The organism is Rhodococcus olei (genome assembly GCF_039540555.1).
GTDB lineage: Bacteria > Actinomycetota > Actinomycetes > Mycobacteriales > Mycobacteriaceae > Rhodococcus_G > Rhodococcus_G olei.
The window spans coordinates 81545-97230 of sequence record NZ_BAABFB010000030.1; the positions used below are offsets into that span (position 1 = coordinate 81545).

Annotated in this window: 17 protein-coding genes; 9 read left to right on the top strand and 8 right to left on the bottom strand. The window is 72.3% G+C overall.

What is annotated here, in order from left to right; all coding sequences use genetic code 11:
• Together ABD951_RS09900 and ABD951_RS09905 are read left to right on the top strand one after the other, a co-directional pair.
• The gene (locus tag ABD951_RS09900) at window positions 1-660 is read left to right on the top strand and encodes an SRPBCC family protein (protein ID WP_345344176.1); all 660 of its coding nucleotides are present in this window, start codon (window positions 1-3) and stop codon (window positions 658-660) included.
• Window positions 653-1870: a vWA domain-containing protein gene (locus ABD951_RS09905; protein ID WP_345344178.1), complete on the top strand. Its 1218-nt coding sequence runs from the start codon at window positions 653-655 to the stop codon at window positions 1868-1870. The genes ABD951_RS09900 and ABD951_RS09905 overlap by 8 nt, the downstream gene beginning before the upstream one ends.
• A gap of 28 nt (window positions 1871-1898) precedes the next feature.
• Here the strand turns inward: ABD951_RS09905 and ABD951_RS09910 are convergent, their stop codons facing one another.
• The 5 genes from ABD951_RS09910 to ABD951_RS09930 all read right to left on the bottom strand — a co-directional run bounded on the left by ABD951_RS09910 (window position 1899) and on the right by ABD951_RS09930 (window position 7061).
• The gene (locus ABD951_RS09910; protein WP_345344180.1) at window positions 1899-3035 is read right to left on the bottom strand and encodes an Mrp/NBP35 family ATP-binding protein; all 1137 of its coding nucleotides are present in this window, start codon (window positions 3033-3035) and stop codon (window positions 1899-1901) included.
• Window positions 3036-3083: 48 nt separating this feature from the next.
• Complete coding sequence (locus tag ABD951_RS09915) at window positions 3084-3935, bottom strand: lytic transglycosylase domain-containing protein (RefSeq protein WP_345344182.1); 852 nt, start codon at window positions 3933-3935, stop codon at window positions 3084-3086.
• A gap of 193 nt (window positions 3936-4128) precedes the next feature.
• Window positions 4129-5187, bottom strand: a complete 1059-nt coding sequence (locus tag ABD951_RS09920; protein ID WP_345344184.1) for a lytic transglycosylase domain-containing protein — start codon at window positions 5185-5187, stop codon at window positions 4129-4131.
• A gap of 94 nt (window positions 5188-5281) precedes the next feature.
• Window positions 5282-5797, bottom strand: coding sequence for a DUF1003 domain-containing protein (locus ABD951_RS09925; protein WP_345344186.1), 516 nt, complete (start codon window positions 5795-5797; stop codon window positions 5282-5284).
• Window positions 5790-7061 carry a magnesium transporter MgtE N-terminal domain-containing protein gene (locus tag ABD951_RS09930; RefSeq protein ID WP_345344190.1) on the bottom strand — a complete coding sequence of 424 codons (1272 nt, stop codon included), beginning with the start codon at window positions 7059-7061 and terminating at the stop codon, window positions 5790-5792. The genes ABD951_RS09925 and ABD951_RS09930 overlap by 8 nt, the downstream gene beginning before the upstream one ends.
• Window positions 7062-7135: 74 nt before the next feature.
• On the opposite strand from ABD951_RS09930, the gene ABD951_RS09935 reads away from it, so the two are divergent.
• Window positions 7136-8092, top strand: coding sequence for an HpcH/HpaI aldolase/citrate lyase family protein (locus ABD951_RS09935; RefSeq protein ID WP_345344193.1), 957 nt, complete (start codon window positions 7136-7138; stop codon window positions 8090-8092).
• A 68-nt stretch (window positions 8093-8160) separates the two neighbouring features.
• Window positions 8161-8652 carry a YflT domain-containing protein gene (locus tag ABD951_RS09940; protein WP_345344195.1) on the top strand — a complete coding sequence of 164 codons (492 nt, stop codon included), beginning with the start codon at window positions 8161-8163 and terminating at the stop codon, window positions 8650-8652.
• A 64-nt stretch (window positions 8653-8716) separates the two neighbouring features.
• Here the strand turns inward: ABD951_RS09940 and ABD951_RS09945 are convergent, their stop codons facing one another.
• Window positions 8717-8989, bottom strand: a complete 273-nt coding sequence (locus ABD951_RS09945) for a hypothetical protein (protein WP_345344197.1) — start codon at window positions 8987-8989, stop codon at window positions 8717-8719.
• A gap of 297 nt (window positions 8990-9286) precedes the next feature.
• Between ABD951_RS09945 and ABD951_RS09950 the strand changes: the two genes are divergently transcribed.
• Entirely contained in the window at window positions 9287-10393 is a 1107-nt protein-coding gene (locus ABD951_RS09950) for a winged helix DNA-binding domain-containing protein (protein ID WP_345344199.1), read from the top strand.
• Here ABD951_RS09950 and ABD951_RS09955 read toward each other — a convergent pair.
• Window positions 10371-10964: a hypothetical protein gene (locus ABD951_RS09955; protein WP_345344201.1), complete on the bottom strand. Its 594-nt coding sequence runs from the start codon at window positions 10962-10964 to the stop codon at window positions 10371-10373. The two genes, ABD951_RS09950 and ABD951_RS09955, sit on opposite strands and share 23 nt — an antisense overlap.
• A gap of 35 nt (window positions 10965-10999) precedes the next feature.
• Here ABD951_RS09955 and ABD951_RS09960 point away from each other — a divergent pair, with 35 nt between their 5' ends.
• Window positions 11000-12439: a cellulase family glycosylhydrolase gene (locus tag ABD951_RS09960; protein ID WP_345344203.1), complete on the top strand. Its 1440-nt coding sequence runs from the start codon at window positions 11000-11002 to the stop codon at window positions 12437-12439.
• A 50-nt stretch (window positions 12440-12489) separates the two neighbouring features.
• Window positions 12490-13062 carry a suppressor of fused domain protein gene (locus ABD951_RS09965; RefSeq protein WP_425569821.1) on the top strand — a complete coding sequence of 191 codons (573 nt, stop codon included), beginning with the start codon at window positions 12490-12492 and terminating at the stop codon, window positions 13060-13062.
• Window positions 13063-13074: 12 nt separating this feature from the next.
• Here the strand turns inward: ABD951_RS09965 and ABD951_RS09970 are convergent, their stop codons facing one another.
• Window positions 13075-14157, bottom strand: a complete 1083-nt coding sequence (locus tag ABD951_RS09970; RefSeq protein WP_425569815.1) for a magnesium and cobalt transport protein CorA — start codon at window positions 14155-14157, stop codon at window positions 13075-13077.
• Window positions 14158-14261: 104 nt separating this feature from the next.
• On the opposite strand from ABD951_RS09970, the gene ABD951_RS09975 reads away from it, so the two are divergent.
• Both ABD951_RS09975 and ABD951_RS09980 read left to right on the top strand, forming a co-directional pair.
• Entirely contained in the window at window positions 14262-15116 is an 855-nt protein-coding gene (locus tag ABD951_RS09975) for a PHP domain-containing protein (RefSeq protein WP_345344207.1), read from the top strand.
• The gene (locus ABD951_RS09980) at window positions 15113-15490 is read left to right on the top strand and encodes a hypothetical protein (RefSeq protein WP_345344209.1); all 378 of its coding nucleotides are present in this window, start codon (window positions 15113-15115) and stop codon (window positions 15488-15490) included. The genes ABD951_RS09975 and ABD951_RS09980 overlap by 4 nt, the downstream gene beginning before the upstream one ends.
• Window positions 15491-15686: the final 196 nt, after the last annotated feature.

The window sequence follows — 15686 nt, forward strand, 5'->3', positions numbered from 1 at the left end:
ATGAAACTGGCACACCACTTCACGGTCGACGCGCCGATCGAGACGGCGTGGGCCACCCTCACCGACCTCGAGGCCGTCGCGCCCCTGCTGCCCGGCGCCCGGCTGACCGGTCGGGACGGCGACGCCTATCTGGGCACGATGACGGTCAAGGTCGGGCCGGTCACGAGCGAGTTCGCCGGCCGGGCGGCGTTCGCGGAGAGCGACCACGCGGACCACCGCGCCGTCATCGAGGCCAAGGGCAAGGACTCGCGGGGCGCGGGGAACGCCGCCGCGACGATCACCGCCCGGCTGGTCGAGGAGGGTGGCCGGACCACCGTGACGGTCGACACGGACATGAAGATCATCGGCAAGCTGGCACAGTTCGGCAGCGGTGTCCTGGCCCAGGTGTCGGAGAAGCTGATGAACCAGTTCGCGGACGCGCTCGAGGCGAAGCTCGCCGCGGGCGGCGCCGCCGCAGCGGGCGGAGCCGGGTCCGGCGCCGCGGCAGGCGCCGAGTCCGAGCGGGCCTCGGCCCCGGAGCCGGAGGCGATCGACCTGGTCGGGCTCGCCGGCCCCGCCCTCGCCAGGCGCCTGCTCCCGGTCCTGGCCGGCGTGGCCGCCGGCGTGCTCGCCTGCCTGCTGGTCCGGCGACTGCGGCGCCGGTCCGGCGTCGATGAGTGACCCCCCACTCGCCCGGGCGATCGACCTGGCCGCGTTCGCCACCGCGATGAACGCGCGCCTGCGTGCGGCGGGCATCGCGGTGACCGAGGGCGGCGCCGCCGAGTTCGCCCGCGCGCTCGTGGTGTTGCCGCCGACCTCGACGTCCCGGTTGTACTGGGCCGCGCGCCTGACACTCGTGCGCAGGCAGGCCGATCTCGCCGTCTTCGACCGGGTGTTCTCGGCGGTCTTCGCCGGTGCGGCTCCGCTGATCCCGCGCGACGCGCGACGCCCCGGCCCGGTCGCGCCGCCCGAGCCGCAGGGGCGGGTCCTGGTACCGCCGTCGGGGGCCGGCTCCGCGGAGCACCGGGGCGGGGGGTTGCCGACGTCCTCGATCCCGGCCGGGCACGAGCGGGCCGCGGACGCCCGGGCGCTGCGCCTGCGGCTGCCCGGCCGGATCGAGACGCTGGCGGGCAGTCCGTTCGGGCAGTTGCAGGAGGACGAGCTGCGGGCGCTGCGCAGTTGGCTGGACCTGGCCTCGGCCGGCTGGCCGCGCCGGCGCACCCGGCGTCGGCGCCGGCACCCGAGTGGTCGCCGGATCGCGTTGCGCGACACCATCGCCCGCTCCCGGCGCACCGGGTGGGAGACGGTGGAGATCGTGCGCACCAGGCCGGTGACCAGGCCTCGGCGCTTGGTGTTGCTCTGTGACGTGAGCCAGTCCATGCAGCCCTACGCCGGTGTCTACCTGCACCTGATGCGGGCCGCCGTGACCCGCCGCGACGCGGAGGTGTTCGCCTTCTCGACCCGCCTGACGCGGCTGACCGCGGTGCTGGCGCACCGATCCGCCGAGGCCGCGATCGCCCATGCCAACGACCGGGTGGTCGACCGGTTCGGTGGCACCCACATCGCAGGCAGCGTGCGCGCGCTGCTGGCGTCGCATCACGGCAACGCGCTGCGCGGCGCGGTGGTGCTGATCGCCTCGGACGGGTGGGACAGCGACCGCCCCGACGAGTTGCGAGCCGCGATGGCCCGCCTGCAGCGCCGGGCCCACCGGGTGATCTGGCTCAACCCACGGGCGGGGGCGGCGCACTTCGAGCCGCTCGCGGGCGCGATGGCCGCCGCGCTGCCCTACTGCGACCGGCTGCTTCCCGCGGACACGCTGACCGCGGTGTGCGAGGCGCTGGCGGTGATCGGCGCCGTGGCGGCGCGGCCCCGCACCGCCACGGCGCACTGACCCGACGTCGGTCGGGCCCACGGGGATCTCAGAGGTGCCGGGTGGTGTCGATGCCGAGGGACATACCGGCCAGCCCGCGCGCCCGGACCGTCAGCTTCTCGGCGATCTCGCGCAGCGCGGTGCCCGCGGGAGAGTCGGGGGCACCGAGCACGATCGGGACGCCATCGTCGCCGCCCTCGCGGACGGACTGTTCGAGCGGAATCTGGCCGAGCAGCGGGACCGGCGCACCCACGGCGCGGCTGAGGCGGTCGGCGACCACCTGGCCGCCGCCGGAGCCGAAGACGTCCATGCGGGTGCCGTCGGGCAGCTCCATCCACGACATGTTCTCGACCACGCCGACGATCCGCTGGCGGGTCTGCAGCGCGATCGATCCGGCGCGCTCGGCGACCTCCGCGGCGGCCTGCTGCGGGGTCGTCACGACCAGGATCTCGGCGTTCGGGATCAGCTGCGCGACGGAGATCGCGACGTCGCCGGTGCCGGGCGGCAGGTCGAGCAGCAGCACGTCGAGGTCGCCCCAGAACACGTCGGCGAGGAACTGCTGCAGCGCGCGGTGCAGCATCGGCCCGCGCCACACGACGGGCGTGTTGCCCTGGGTGAACTGGGCGATCGAGATCATCTTCACGTTGTGCGCCTGCGGCGGCATGATCATCCGCTCGACCTGCGTCGGCTTCGCGTCGGTGCCGAGCATGCGGGGGATCGAGTGACCGTAGATGTCGGCGTCGAGCACGCCGACGGACAGGCCGCGCGCGGCCATCGCGGCCGCCAGGTTGACCGTGACCGAGGACTTGCCGACACCGCCCTTGCCGGACGCGACCGCGTACACCCGCGTCAGCGACCCCGGCTGGGCGAACGGGATGACCGGTTCGGGGGAGTCACCGCGCAGCGACTTGCGCAGCTCGGTGCGCTGCTCGTCGTTCATCACGTCGAGCTCGACACGGATCGGGCCGATGCCGGGAACGTCGGCGACCGCCCTGGTGACCCGTTCGGTGATCTCGGTGCGCATCGGGCACGCCGCCGTCGTCAGGTAGACGACGATGTCGACCCCGGAGTCGTCGGCGAGCGTGACGCTCTTGACCATGCCCAGTTCGGTGATGGGCTTGCGGATCTCCGGGTCGATCACCTTCGACAGGGCGCTGCGAACGTCGGACTCGGTCACTGCTGACATACCCCCATGGTAGGGGCGCCGGATCGGTGGATTCGCGGCAGGGACGACTCAGTGGATGCGCGGCAGGTCCGCGGCGCTCGGGTTGACGCCGGTCGAGTACGCGAGTGACCACGCGGTCACGTTCGCGACGTACGCCATCGAGTTGTTGTAACGCAGGATCGCCTTCGTGGCCGAGACGATGTCGCGCATGTTGGTGCCGCCGTCACACAGGTAGTTCGCGGTCGACGCGGCGGCGTCGTAGAGGTTCTGCGGGTCGGCGACGCCGTCACCGTTGCCGTCGATGCCGTACCGGGCCCAGGTGGTCGGGATGAACTGGGTCGGGCCGACCGCGCGGTCGTAGACGGTGTCGCCGTCGAGCCTCCCGCCGTCGGTGTCCATGATCGTGGCCTGGCCGGGCAGGCTGCCGTTGAGGGGCAGACCGATGATCGGCTCGAGGAGGTTGCCCTTGTCGTCGGCCTTGCCGCCGTTCGCGTGGCTGGACTCGACCCGGCCGACGCCGGCGACCTGCTGCCAGGTGATGCCGCAGGCCGGGTTGCGCTCGGCCATGATCTTCTCCGCGGACTGGTACGCGGCGAAGTTGATGCCGGGGATGCCGAGCGGGCCGTCGGGCAGCGGCGCGGGGGCCGGCGCGGGTGCGGGGGCGGGAGCCGGGGTGCCGATGGCCGGCGCCGCGGCGGCCGGTGCCGGGGTGATGTCGGCCGCGGGGGCGACGGTGGGTGCGGCCGCCGGTTCGGCAGGCGGCTCGGTGATCGGGGCGGACCCGGCCGTCGCCAGGAGCGGGATCGAGGCCGGGGCGCCGGTGGCCGTCACGGTGACGAGTCCGGCCGGGACGAGACCGGTCAGCGCGATGACGGAATTGCGCCGGATCTTCGAGTCCGACTTCTTGCTGTGACGACCCACCTGGTACCTCCTGCGGCCCCAGGGCGGGGCGTGTAGTGCCGTGAACCGCAGACGAGGCTACCCGATTCGAGATATTTCCGTTACCTGACCGTGATGAATGCGGCCGCGGATCGGAATGAAAAAGGCAGGTGAAAGGCCCTTTCCGGAAAGTATCGGAAAGGTCTCGAAATCGGTGTTTCGGGTGTCGAAAGGGTTACTGCGCGGGGGCCGGCGCCGGCGGGCAGAACGCCAGGCACGGCAGCGGCGGCAGCGCTGGGAGCGTCGGCAGCGCGGGCAGGCCCGGAATCGCCGGGGCCGGCGCGCCCGGACTCCGGGCGGCGGCGTCGCGCAGGGTGTCGTGATCCGGGGTGGGAGACGGGGCCGGCGCCGGGGTGGGGGTCGGTTCGGCGGGACGGCCCGGTGCGGCGGGAACCTCCGGGATCGACCCCGGTGTTGGCGTGCCGCCGGCGGCGTAGGCGGCGGACCAGGCCAACACGTTCGACGCGTACGCCATCGAGTTGTTGTAGCGCAGCACCGCGCGCAGCTCCTGGTCGTGGTTGCGCAGGTTCAGGCCGCCCGAGCACAGGTACCGGGCCGCGGCGAGGGCGGCGTCGAAGACGTTGTTCGGGTCGGCGCGGCCGTCGTCGTTGCCGTCCGCGGCGTACTTCGCCCAGGTGCCGGGAATGAACTGCATCGGCCCGACCGCCCGATCGTGGGCCGGGTCGCCGTCGACGGTGCCGCGGTCGGTGTCGAGGATGACGTTGTTGCCCGCGAGCGAGCCGTCCAGCCGCGGGCCGAGGATCGGGGCGACCGTCGTCCCGGCGGCGTCGGTGCGGCCGCCTCCGGCGTGCCCGGACTCGATGCGGCCGATCCCGGCCAGCAGGTGCCAGGACACCCCGCATCCCGGCTGCTCGGCGGCCAGGGTCGCCTCGGCCGAGCGGTAGGCGCCGAGGACCAGCTCCGGGATGCCGAGCGCGCCGATCGACACCGGGATCGGTGTCAGCGACTCGGTGAACGGCGACGACAGCCGTTCGGCGACGGCGGGCGGCAGCTCGAAGGCGACCGGCGGGGGTGGCGTGTACGCCCGTGGCGGGCGGGAGAGCTGCGGTGCGGGCGCGAGCACCCCGACCGTGCCGGTCGGCAGGTCCGTCGTGACCGCGACGGGTTCGGCGAGGGCGCCCGGGGCCGTGGACGGGCCCCCGATCGACATCCCGACCGTCACGCCGCCGACGAGCGCGGCCGTGGCGATTCCCGCCAACCCCCGCAGTCGCATGCACGCCCCCCTCGTCGTTCACGTCCCGGCCCCGACCCGGAATGTGACCGACATTACAGAACGGCCACCCCCCGCGTCGCCGTTCCGTTGTCCACTACCGGTTCACCCGGGCGTCCTCGATGTCCCGTTCGGCCAGCAGCGACTTGATCTCGTCGAGCTCGCGGCGCAGGTAGTCGCGGGTGGCGACCTCGCCGACCGCCAGTCGCAGCGAGGCCAGTTCGCGCGCGAGGAACTCGGTGTCCGCCTTCGTCTGCTCGGCGCGGGCCCGGTCCTCCTCGAGCGAGACCCGGTCCCGGTTCTCCTGCCGGTTCTGGGCCAGCAGGATCAGCGGGGCCGCGTACGCGGCCTGGGTCGAGAACGCCAGGTTCAGCAGGATGAACGGATACGGGTCCCACTGCAACCCGACGGCGGCCACGTTGAGGATGATCCACACGACCACGACGACCGTCTGGATCACCAGGTACTTGCCGGTGCCCAGGAACCGGGCGATCGACTCGCTGACGCGACCGACCGCCTCCACGTCGATGTGGAACCCGCGCCAGCGGCTGCCGGGCGTCTCGAGGCGGGCGCGGGCACTCTGCGCGGAGCGGTCCGGGCGCTTGTCACTCATGGGCCGTCTCCTCTTCGCGCCAGTCCTCGGGCAGCAGATGGTCGAGCACGTCGTCGACGGCGACGGCGCCGAGCAGGTGTCCCTCGTCGTCGACGACGGGTCCGCACACCAGGTTGTACCGGGCGAAGTAGCGGGTCACCTGCGCGAGCGGGTCCTCGGGGGACAGTCGGATCAGGTCGGTGTCGAGGAGGTCGCCGACCAGCGACGCCGGCGGTTCCCGCAGCAGGCGTTGCAGGTGCACGCAGCCGAGGTAGCGGCCGGTCGGGGTCGAGATCGGGGGGCGCACCACGAACAGCATGCTGGCCAGTGCCGGCGTCAGGTCGGGGTTGCGGGCGCGTGCGAGCGCCTCGGCGACCGTCGTCGCCGGGGTCAGGATCACCGGTTCGGGGGTCATCAGGCCGCCCGCGGTGTCGGGGGAGTGTTCGAGCAGTCGGCGCACCGGCTCGGAGTCCTCCGGGTCCATCAGCTGCAGCAGCGACTCCGCCTCGGTCGCGGGCAGCTCGCCGAGCAGGTCGGCCGCGTCGTCCGGGTCCATCGCCTCGAGGACGTCCGCGGCCCGCTCCACCTCGAGGTGCGTGAGCAGGTCGGTCTGGTCGTCGGTCGGCAGCTCCTGGATCACGTCCGCGAGCCGCTCGTCGTCGAGCGCGAGCGCGACGTCGTGGCGACGTTTGTCCGGCAGGTCCCGAATCGCCTCCGCGACGTCCGCCGGCCGCATCCCCTCGAACTGCGCGAGCAGCTGCGAGACGCCCTGGCCCGGCAGGTCCAGCTGGGAGTGCGTCAGCCCCTGCACGTGCTGCCACTCCACCACGTGCACGGCCGACCGGCGGGCCAGCCCGGCGCGCGGCTTGCGGACCGCGACCCGGGAGACCACCCAGTCCCGGGTCCGGGTCAGTTCGATGCCGAGGTCGACGACGAGCAGGTCGATCCCGGTGAGATCCTCGAGTGCGGGGTCGTCGACCCGGACCTTCGTGTCGACGACCTGGGCGAGCGCGAGCACTTCGCCGGGCTTCTGGGTGAACTTGCGCAGGCTGACGCTGCCGGTCAACGTGACCGAGCCCGGTTCGATCGCGGTGACGCGGAGCATCGGGACGAAAATCCGGCGCCGGGTGACCAGTTCGACGACGAGTCCGAGGACCCGGGGGCGCTGTCGGCCGATGCGGATCGTGATGACGACGTCGCGAACGCGTCCGATCGATTCACCGTCCGGTCCGAGCACCACCAGACCGGAGAGCCTGGCTGCGAAGACCTTGCTCACTGCTGCCATGATGGCAAGGCTAATTGTCCCGGCCTCCGCACGTGCGACCGCGGATGCCGTCACGGCTCGGTGGGAGGTTCACGATGGTGCTCGCGCGTCCGCGTCGGTCGGTTCTCGCAGTCCCCGGCAGCAGCCGGAAGATGATCGAGAAGGCGAAGGGTCTGCCCGCGGACGAGGTGTTCCTCGACCTCGAGGACGCGGTCGCCCCGATCGCAAAGGCGCAGGCGCGCACCGAGATCGCCGACGCGCTCGCCTCCGACGGGTGGGGGTCGCAGATCAAGGTGGTGCGGGTCAACGACTGGACCACCGAGTGGACGTACCGCGACGTCGTCGACGTGGTGTCCGCGGCCGGTGCGCACCTCGACGCGATCCTGCTGCCGAAGGTGGTCGACGCCAGTCACGTTCGGGCACTGGACCTGTTGCTGACCCAGGTGGAGAAGGCCAACGGGCTCGAAGTCGGGCGAATCGGAATCGAGGCCCAGATCGAGAACGCGATCGGTCTGCGCAACATCGACGCGATCGCCACCGCCAGCCCGCGTGTGCAGACGCTGGTGTTCGGTCCTGCGGACTTCATGGCGAGCATCAACATGCGCACGCTGGTGGTCGGGGAGCAGCCCGACGGCTACGACACCGGCGACGCGTACCACCACATCCTGATGACGATCCTGATGGCCGCCCGCGCGCACGGGCTCGAGGCGATCGACGGGCCGTACCTGCAGATCCGGGACGTCGAGGCGTTCCGGCGTGCGGCGCGGCGGACGGCGGCGCTGGGCTTCGACGGCAAGTGGGTGCTGCACCCGACGCAGATCGACGCGGCCAACGAGGTGTTCAGTCCGCGGCAGGCCGACTACGACAAGGCGGAGATGATCCTCGACGCCTACGAGTTCCACACCTCCGCGGCCGGTGGCGGCCGCGGCGCGGCGATGCTCGGCGACGAGATGATCGACGAGGCGAGCGCGAAGATGGCTCAGGTCGTCGCCGCCAAGGGGCGGGCGGCGGGCATGAGGCGCACGACGCGATTCGATCCCGAATCTCCGTAAACTGGACACCGGGCGGGCCCGTCGGGGTGAACGCCCAGACCGGACGACGAATTCAGGGAGCGCGGACGATGACCAATCCACTCGGAGCGCCGAACCGGCCCGGACGGGGCGGGCTTCCGACCCCGCCCAGCGGGTGGCCGATCGGTTCCTACCCGACCTACGCGGAGGCGCAGCGCGCAGTCGACTACCTGTCCGACCAGCAGTTCCCCGTCGAGGACGTCACGATCGTCGGCGTCGACCTGATGCAGGTCGAGCGGGTGCTGGGTCGGCTCACCTGGGCGAAAGTCATTGGTGGCGGCATTGTTTCGGGAGCGTGGCTCGGTGTGTTCCTGGGCCTGCTGCTCGGCCTGTTCACCGACAACCTGCTCGGCCCGCTGATCGCCGGCATTCTCGGGGGCATCGTCTTCGGTGTGATCTCGACCACGATTCCGTACGCGGCCACCCGCGGCACCCGGGACTTCGCCTCGACGATGCAGCTCGTCGCGGGCCGTTACGACGTGCTGTGCGAACCGAAGACGGCCGAGCGGGCCCGCGACATGCTGGCCAAGCTGGCGCTCTAGCCGCAGGACGAGGCCGCCGCCCGATCCGTGGGGCGTCCGGACGGGCGGCGGCGCGTCCCCTCGGTCAGCTCCCGAAGATCGGAGCCTGCTGCTGCGGCAGCTGCGGGGGCTGCTGCGGTCCCGGAACGATCCGATTCCACCACTGCTGCCAGTCCTGATCGTGGTTCCGGTCCTGGTCGTGCTGCCGGTCCTGCCCCCAGTTCCGGCTCGGTGTGTCGTGGTGGACCGGGTCGGCCATCGCGGTCCCGGTGACGGCCATCAGGGGCAGTCCGATCAGGGCTCCGGTCACCGCAACCCGGCGAAGCGTGCGCCGTCCCGACCGTGTACGTGCAGACATGGGGTTTCCCTTCGTCGTCAGTGCAATTCGGGCCCGGACCGGTGGTTCCGGGCTCGTCTTCGACGGTAGGAGCCGGTGGCGGCAGGCGACAGGTCCCGAGCGGCCTTCACAGCAGGGTGACAGGACCGGGCCGACGTGCGCCGAATCCCGTGCTACGGCACCGGGATCGGCTGATCACGGCCGGTCCCGGGCCGGACGGACGGCGCCGCCGCAGTCGCACGGCACGGCCTGTGCAGACGATGCCACCTCGAGAACTACTGTGAGTTCGGCCCGTTCCGGAGCGACAGTGGGGGATGCATGCGGACGACACTCGACGATCGCGCGCTCGGGCGGGCGACCCTGGCGCGTCAGCACCTGCTCGCCCGGACGACCGACTCCGCGGCGGCGATGACCCGGCACCTGTTCGGCCTGCAGGCGCAGTCACCGACCGCCCCGTACTTCGCGCTGTGGGCCCGCTCGGAGGGATTTCGACCCGGCGACCTGTCCCGGCTGATCGCCGACGGCGCGGTCGTGCGGATCGCGGTGATGCGGCGCACGGTGCACGCGGTGACCGCGGCGGACGCGCTCGAGCTGCGGCCCTGGCTGCAGCCGATCATGGATGCCGACCTGCGCACCAACGCCCGGCACAAACGCGCCCTGGCCGGGTTCGACGTCGTCGCGCTCGCCGACCACGCTCGGGCGATCCTCGACGAGACGCCGATGACGCTGGCCGCGTTGCGGCCGCACCTCGCACGGCGGTGGCCGGACCACGATCCCGAGGCGCTCGCACACGCGGTGCGGGACGTGTTGCCGCTGGTGCAGATGCCGCCGCGCGGCCTGTGGGGACGGTCCGGCGGGCCGGTGTGCACGACGCTCGAACGGTGGACGGGGGAGTCGCTGTCCGCGCCGGACCCCGAGCGGCTCGTGACGCGCTACCTGCGGGCGTACGGACCGGCATCGGTGGCCGACGCGCAGGCGTGGTCCGGGTTGACCCGGCTCGGCGAGGTGTTCGACCGGCTGCGCCCCCGGCTGCGCTGCTTCGTGGATGCCTGCGGCACGGAACTGTTCGACCTGCCCGACGCGCCCCGCCCGGACCCGGACACGCCGGCACCGGCGCGGATCCTCGCACCGTTCGACAGCCTGCTGCTCGCCCACGCGAATCGCGGCCGCGTGCTCGACGACGCCGCCCGCGCGGCGCTGTTCACGGTGAACGGCATCGTCAAACCGGCGCTGCTGGTCGACGGCAGGGTCGCAGGTCACGTCGCGACGAGCGCGAAACGGGGCGCCGCAGCGGTGGAGATCACTCTGCTGCAGAGGATTTCACGACGAGACCTTCCCGTCGTCGAGAAGGAGGCGATGCGGTTGCTGCGCTTCACGCACCCCGACGCCGAGTCGCACGACGTCAGGATCCCTGCGGTGCGGTGACGCTCTCGGCGGTCACGGTGACCACGGGGTGCTCGGCGCTCCGGCGAGCAGGCCGTGCGGTCGCGGCCGCGTGCACCGCGCCGACGAGGATGCCCGCCGCGGTCCCCCAGATCACCGCGAGGGCGGCGCCGCCGAGCAGCGCGAACAGGTAGGTGCCGAGCCCGGCGTGCTCGACGAAACTCAGGTACACCGAGCGAATCAGGTTGGCGGCGACCATTCCGACGACGGTCGCACCGACCCCGGCGGCGAACGCGCGCCACGGCCCGGCCACCGGTCGGGTCAGCCGGACCGCGACGACCGCGATCAGCACCAGCGCGGCGAGCAGGTCCACGAGCCAGTGCCCGGTGGTGGTCCGGCCGAGCGGCCACGGCCGCAGTGCCGGCACCGCGAACGGCAGTCCGATCGCGCTGGGCACCAGCAGTGCGGGGACGTACGTCATCACCGTCCCGGTCAGCGGCCAGACGCCCGCCAGCACCGTGACGGCGAGGGCGGTCGCCGCCGCGGGCAGCGGGCGGGACGGGACCGGGTCGGCCCGCCGGTTGGGCGATTCCGGCGCGCTGGTGTCGGGCATGTCGCAACATTAGTGGACAAATGTCCAATTCGGGGTTGAAAGTCGAGGCAGGCGTGCGGCGCATCCGAATCGTGTCCCTGGTGGTGGCGGCCACCCTCGTGCTCGCCGGTGGGGTCGCGGCCGCGTTGCGCAGCGACCCCGAACCGTCCGGCGTCTACCTGCGGGACGAGCAGGGCCGCGCCCTGATCCTGCGCGGCTTCAACACCGCGTCGAGCGCGAAGAGCACCCCGGACGGCATGCCGGAGTTCACCGAGGACCAGCTCGACCGCGAACACGCCGACATGGGCACGAACTTCGTTCGGTTCCTGATCTCGTGGCGGTCGGTGGAGCCGGAGCCCGGGGTCTACAGCCGGGAGTATCTGGACCGGGTCGCCGAGCGGGTCGGCTGGTACGCCGAGCGCGGCTATCACGTGATGCTCGACATGCACCAGGACCTGTGGTCCGGCGCGATCACCCCGGACGGCAGGACCGGCAACGGCGCCCCGGCCTGGGCCACGTACATGGACGGGATGCCGGTCGGCGAGCACGAGATGTGGGAGCAGTACTACCTGGACGCCGGCGTCATCCGTGCCTTCGACAACTTCTGGAACACCACCGGCGAGCATCCCGAGCTCGTCGAGCACTACGCGGGCGCGTGGCGGGCGGTGGCGGAGCGGTTCGCGGACGACCCCGCCGTCATCGCCTACGACCTGATGAACGAGCCCTACGGCGGCACCCTGCAGGGCCCGGTCTTCGAGGCCGGTCCGCTCACCTCGACGTACCAGCGGACCGCGGACGCGATCCGCACCGTCGACCAGGACACCTGGGTGTGCGTGGCCCCGCAGGCGATGGGCACCAACTGGGGCACCCCGAGCGGGCTCGGCAAGATCGACGACGCCCGCGAGGGTGATCCCCGGATCGCCTACTGCCCGCACATCTATCCGCTGCCGATGGACCTCGGCGGCGGATACGAGGGCACCTCGCGCACCCTCGTCGACGCGACCGTCGACTCGTGGCGGGCCAACGCGCAGCGCACCGCCGACGCGCTGGGGGGTGTGCCGATCGTCCTCGGCGAGTTCGGGCTCGACACCACCCTGCCCGGGGCACTCGACTTCGTGGACCGCATGTACGCGACGGCCGCCGAGATGGGTGCGGGGGTCAGCTACTGGTCCCGCGACCCCGGACCGTGGGGCCCGTACGAGGAGGACGGCACCCCCCGGAACCTGGTGGCCGCGCTCGACACGCCGTATCCCCGGGCCGTGGCCGGCACCCCGGTGACGTGGACCGCCCAGGTCGACCGGCTGGAGTTGACCTACCGGCCCGACCCGGCGGTCGGTGCGCCGACGGAGATCCACCTGCCGCGGCGCGGCTTCCCGGGCGGCGTCGACGTCGCGGGCGCCGACATCGTCGACTGGAACCAGCAGACCCGGCTGCTGACCGTGCGGACCCCGGCCGGCTCCGGTGACGTGACGCTCACCGTCACACCGATCCGCTGATCGGGCCGTTCGGCCGCCGGGTGTTAGATGGAGTGGTGATCGCCGACGTCCTGCCCTCCGTTCGTGCCCACCTGGTCGAGCACATCGGTGGACCGCAGCCGTCCGCCGCGTCGGTGACGTTCCTGGGGTTGGAGCCGCTCGAGGTGCTGCGCTTCGAGGCCGGCCGCGACGGCCTGGTCCGGTACGTCACGCTCGGGTGCTCGCGGCGGCCGATGGGCGACCCCAGCGATCTGGTCGCCGACCCGGTCCGCGGACCCCGCGCCGAGCTGGTGCTCACGGTGCGCGGCGGGCTCGGCGTGGCCTCGGGGGTGCACAAGTCGCTCGCCGTCCTCGCCGCCGCACCCGCGGTCGAGGGCGTGGTCCTCGCCGCCGACGGCCTGCTCGACCTGGGGGAGCCGCTGTGGGTGGGTGCACCGTTCACCGCAATCCTGATGGGGGACAGCGGCATCGACGACCTCCTGCTTCCGGAGCCGGCGGAGCCGGTGAAGTTCCTCGCCGCGGTGCCGATCACCGGGACCGAGGCGGCCTGGGTCCGGTTGCGGGGCGCCGCGGCACTCCGGGAGGCCTGGACCGAGGCCGGCATCGACGTGCGTGACCCCCGCCGCGGGCCCGTCTCGCTCTGAGGCCGAGCGGCGCTACAGCCAGTTGTTGCGCCGGAACGTCACGAACAGTCCGGCGCACACCACCGCGATGACGATGATCACCGCGGGATAGCCGAAACTCCACTGCAACTCCGGCATGTGCTCGAAGTTCATGCCGTAGACCCCGGCCACCATCGTCGGGACCGCCGCGATCGCGACCCACGCCGAGATCTTGCGCATGTCGGTGTTCTGCTGGACCGCGACCTTCGCCAGGGCCGCCTCGACCAGCGTGCTGAGCACCTCGTCGAACTCCGAGACCCGGTCGGCGACGATCGTGTGGTGGTCCTGGACGTCGCGCAGGTAACGCCGAACCTCCTTCGGCACACCGAGATTCGAATCCTGCCCGAGACGCTGCAGTGGCGCGCCGAGCGGCGCGACCGACTTGCGCAACTCGACGATCTCGCGCTTGAGCAGGTAGATCTGCTCGATCGCGACGTGGCTGCTGGGGCTGAACACGTCCTCCTCGAGCAGGTCCACGTCGTGTTCGACCGACTCGGTCACGGCCAGGTAGTTGTCGACGACGTGGTCGGCGATCGCGTGCAGCACCGTCGTCGGGCCGAGCGCCAGACGCGCCGGGTGCGCGTCCATTTCGGCGCGGACACCGGAGAGTCCGGAGTGGTCGCCGTGGCGCACGGTGACGACGAAGTCCCGCCCGACGAAGATCATGATCTCGCCGGTCTCCACGATCTCGCGGGCGGTCGAGATCGACTCGTGCTCGACGTAGTTCACGGTCCGTAGGACGAGGAACAGCACGTCGTCGTAGATTTCGAGCTTCGGACGCTGGTGCGCGTGCACCGCGTCCTCGACCATCAGCGCGTGGAGTCCGAAAACCTCTGCAATGGAGCTCATCTGGCGTTCGTCCGGGGCGTGCAGTCCGAGCCACACGAAGCCCTCGCCGCGTTCGCGCACCTCGGCGAGCGCGGCCGAGTGCGTGTACCGGCCAGGCTGCCGGTGGCCGTCGACGTAGACCGCGCAGTCGACGACGGCACGCGCCGCGGGGACCCGAATCGCGTGCGCGGACGTGTCGGCCGGTGTGCGGGACGGCCGCAGCGACGACCTCGGCGGCAGGGACGGCACCGCGGTCACCTCCAGGTCGCTCGGAACGTTCCGCTTCGATCCTATGCCGGGCGCGCCCCGGCGGCGGCCCGACGTGGCGCGCCGCCGCCTGGAAGAATGGCGGGGTGCGCATCGACCTCCACACCCACTCGACCGCCTCGGACGGAACCGACAGTCCCGCCACGGTGGTGCGCGCCGCGGGGGAGGCGGGTCTCGGGGTCGTCGCGCTGACCGACCACGACACCACGGCCGGCTGGGCGGAGGCCGTCGACGCGCTGCCCGCGGGATTGAGCCTGGTGCGGGGGATGGAGATGTCGTGCGAGGGTCGCGGCGAGGACGGGCGTCCCGTCGCGGTGCACCTGCTCGCGTACCTGTTCGACCCGGCGCACGAGGGATTCGCGCGGGAACGGGAACGGCTGCGCGCCGAACGGACGTCGCGGCTGCGGGGCATGGCCGAGAAGATGGCGGCCGACGGGCTGCCGGTGGACCCGGAGGCGGTCCTGGCGGCGGCCGGACCGGCGGCCGGGCGTCCGCACCTCGCGCGGGCCCTGGTCGAGGCCGGCGTCGTCGGATCGGTGAACGAGGCGTTCGAGGACCTGCTGAGCATCCGGGGGCGCTACTACGTGCACAAGGAGGACACTCCGCTGCCCGACGCGGTCCGGATGGTCGCGCAGGCCGGCGGGGTCAGCGTGATCGCCCACCCGCGCGCATCGGCCCGGGGCCGACTGATGGACATGAACCAGATCGGCGAGCTCGTCGCCGACGGGTTGTCGGGCGTGGAGGTCGCCCACCACGACCACGGCGCGGCGGACGAGGCGCTGCTGCGCGGCATCGCCGCGGACCTGGACCTGGTCGTGACCGGGTCCTCGGACTACCACGGCCGGAACAAGTCGGTGGTGCTGGGCGAGTTCGTCACCGCGCCCGAGCAGTTCGAGCGCCTCGTCGCGTCCGCGTCCGGCGTCGAGGTGGTGGCCGGATGAGTGACGCCTGGGTCGACGAGTACGACGGCGAGCGGTACGCGCAGGGCGATCCTCCGCCGCGGGAGCCGCGCCGGCAGCCGCCGCGACCGCCGCGGCGGACCGGTGCCGGGCGGGTGCTGCAGGCGCTCAGCGGGGCGGTCACCGCCGGGGTGGTGTTGCTCGCGGTGGTCGTGGTCGTGACCGCCTACCTGGGGTCGCGACGCGGGTTCCCCGGCCCCGGTGGGATGTCGGTGACGGCGCACGTTCTCGCGGCCGTCGCGGTGGTCGTCGCGCAGCGTTTCGCCGATCACCGTCGCGGTCCGCTCGCGGTGGCGGGGTCGGTGGCCGTGTTCTTGATCACAGTGCTGCTGCTCTGGACCCAGTGGTGGGGGTAGCTCACCCGCGACCCTGCTCACCGGTGAGATTTGCCCGGAGTGAGGCAACGGTGGCACACTTGCTGCACTCCACAGCCGGTGCCACAGCCCGACCGCGGAGCGAAGTCGGATTCAACCAGCGGCAGATTCCAGCGCCCGGACTCACCCCGTCCGGTGCCCACGAGCCTCCGGGCCGAGTGCCCTTCCCGTAGACCGA

Excerpts from the sequence above, each read along its gene's own strand:
- ABD951_RS09900 (WP_345344176.1), top strand. The coding sequence starts at position 1 with ATGAAACTGGCACACCACTTCACGGTCGACGCGCCGATCGAGACGGCG.
- ABD951_RS09905 (WP_345344178.1), top strand. The coding sequence starts at position 653 with ATGAGTGACCCCCCACTCGCCCGGGCGATCGACCTGGCCGCGTTCGCC.
- ABD951_RS09910 (WP_345344180.1), bottom strand. The coding sequence starts at position 3,035 with ATGTCAGCAGTGACCGAGTCCGACGTTCGCAGCGCCCTGTCGAAGGTG.
- ABD951_RS09920 (WP_345344184.1), bottom strand. The coding sequence starts at position 5,187 with ATGCGACTGCGGGGGTTGGCGGGAATCGCCACGGCCGCGCTCGTCGGC.
- ABD951_RS09925 (WP_345344186.1), bottom strand. The coding sequence starts at position 5,797 with ATGAGTGACAAGCGCCCGGACCGCTCCGCGCAGAGTGCCCGCGCCCGC.
- ABD951_RS09930 (WP_345344190.1), bottom strand. The coding sequence starts at position 7,061 with ATGGCAGCAGTGAGCAAGGTCTTCGCAGCCAGGCTCTCCGGTCTGGTG.
- ABD951_RS09935 (WP_345344193.1), top strand. The coding sequence starts at position 7,136 with ATGGTGCTCGCGCGTCCGCGTCGGTCGGTTCTCGCAGTCCCCGGCAGC.
- ABD951_RS09940 (WP_345344195.1), top strand. The coding sequence starts at position 8,161 with ATGACCAATCCACTCGGAGCGCCGAACCGGCCCGGACGGGGCGGGCTT.
- ABD951_RS09945 (WP_345344197.1), bottom strand. The coding sequence starts at position 8,989 with ATGTCTGCACGTACACGGTCGGGACGGCGCACGCTTCGCCGGGTTGCG.
- ABD951_RS09950 (WP_345344199.1), top strand. The coding sequence starts at position 9,287 with ATGCGGACGACACTCGACGATCGCGCGCTCGGGCGGGCGACCCTGGCG.
- ABD951_RS09955 (WP_345344201.1), bottom strand. The coding sequence starts at position 10,964 with ATGCCCGACACCAGCGCGCCGGAATCGCCCAACCGGCGGGCCGACCCG.
- ABD951_RS09980 (WP_345344209.1), top strand. The coding sequence starts at position 15,113 with ATGAGTGACGCCTGGGTCGACGAGTACGACGGCGAGCGGTACGCGCAG.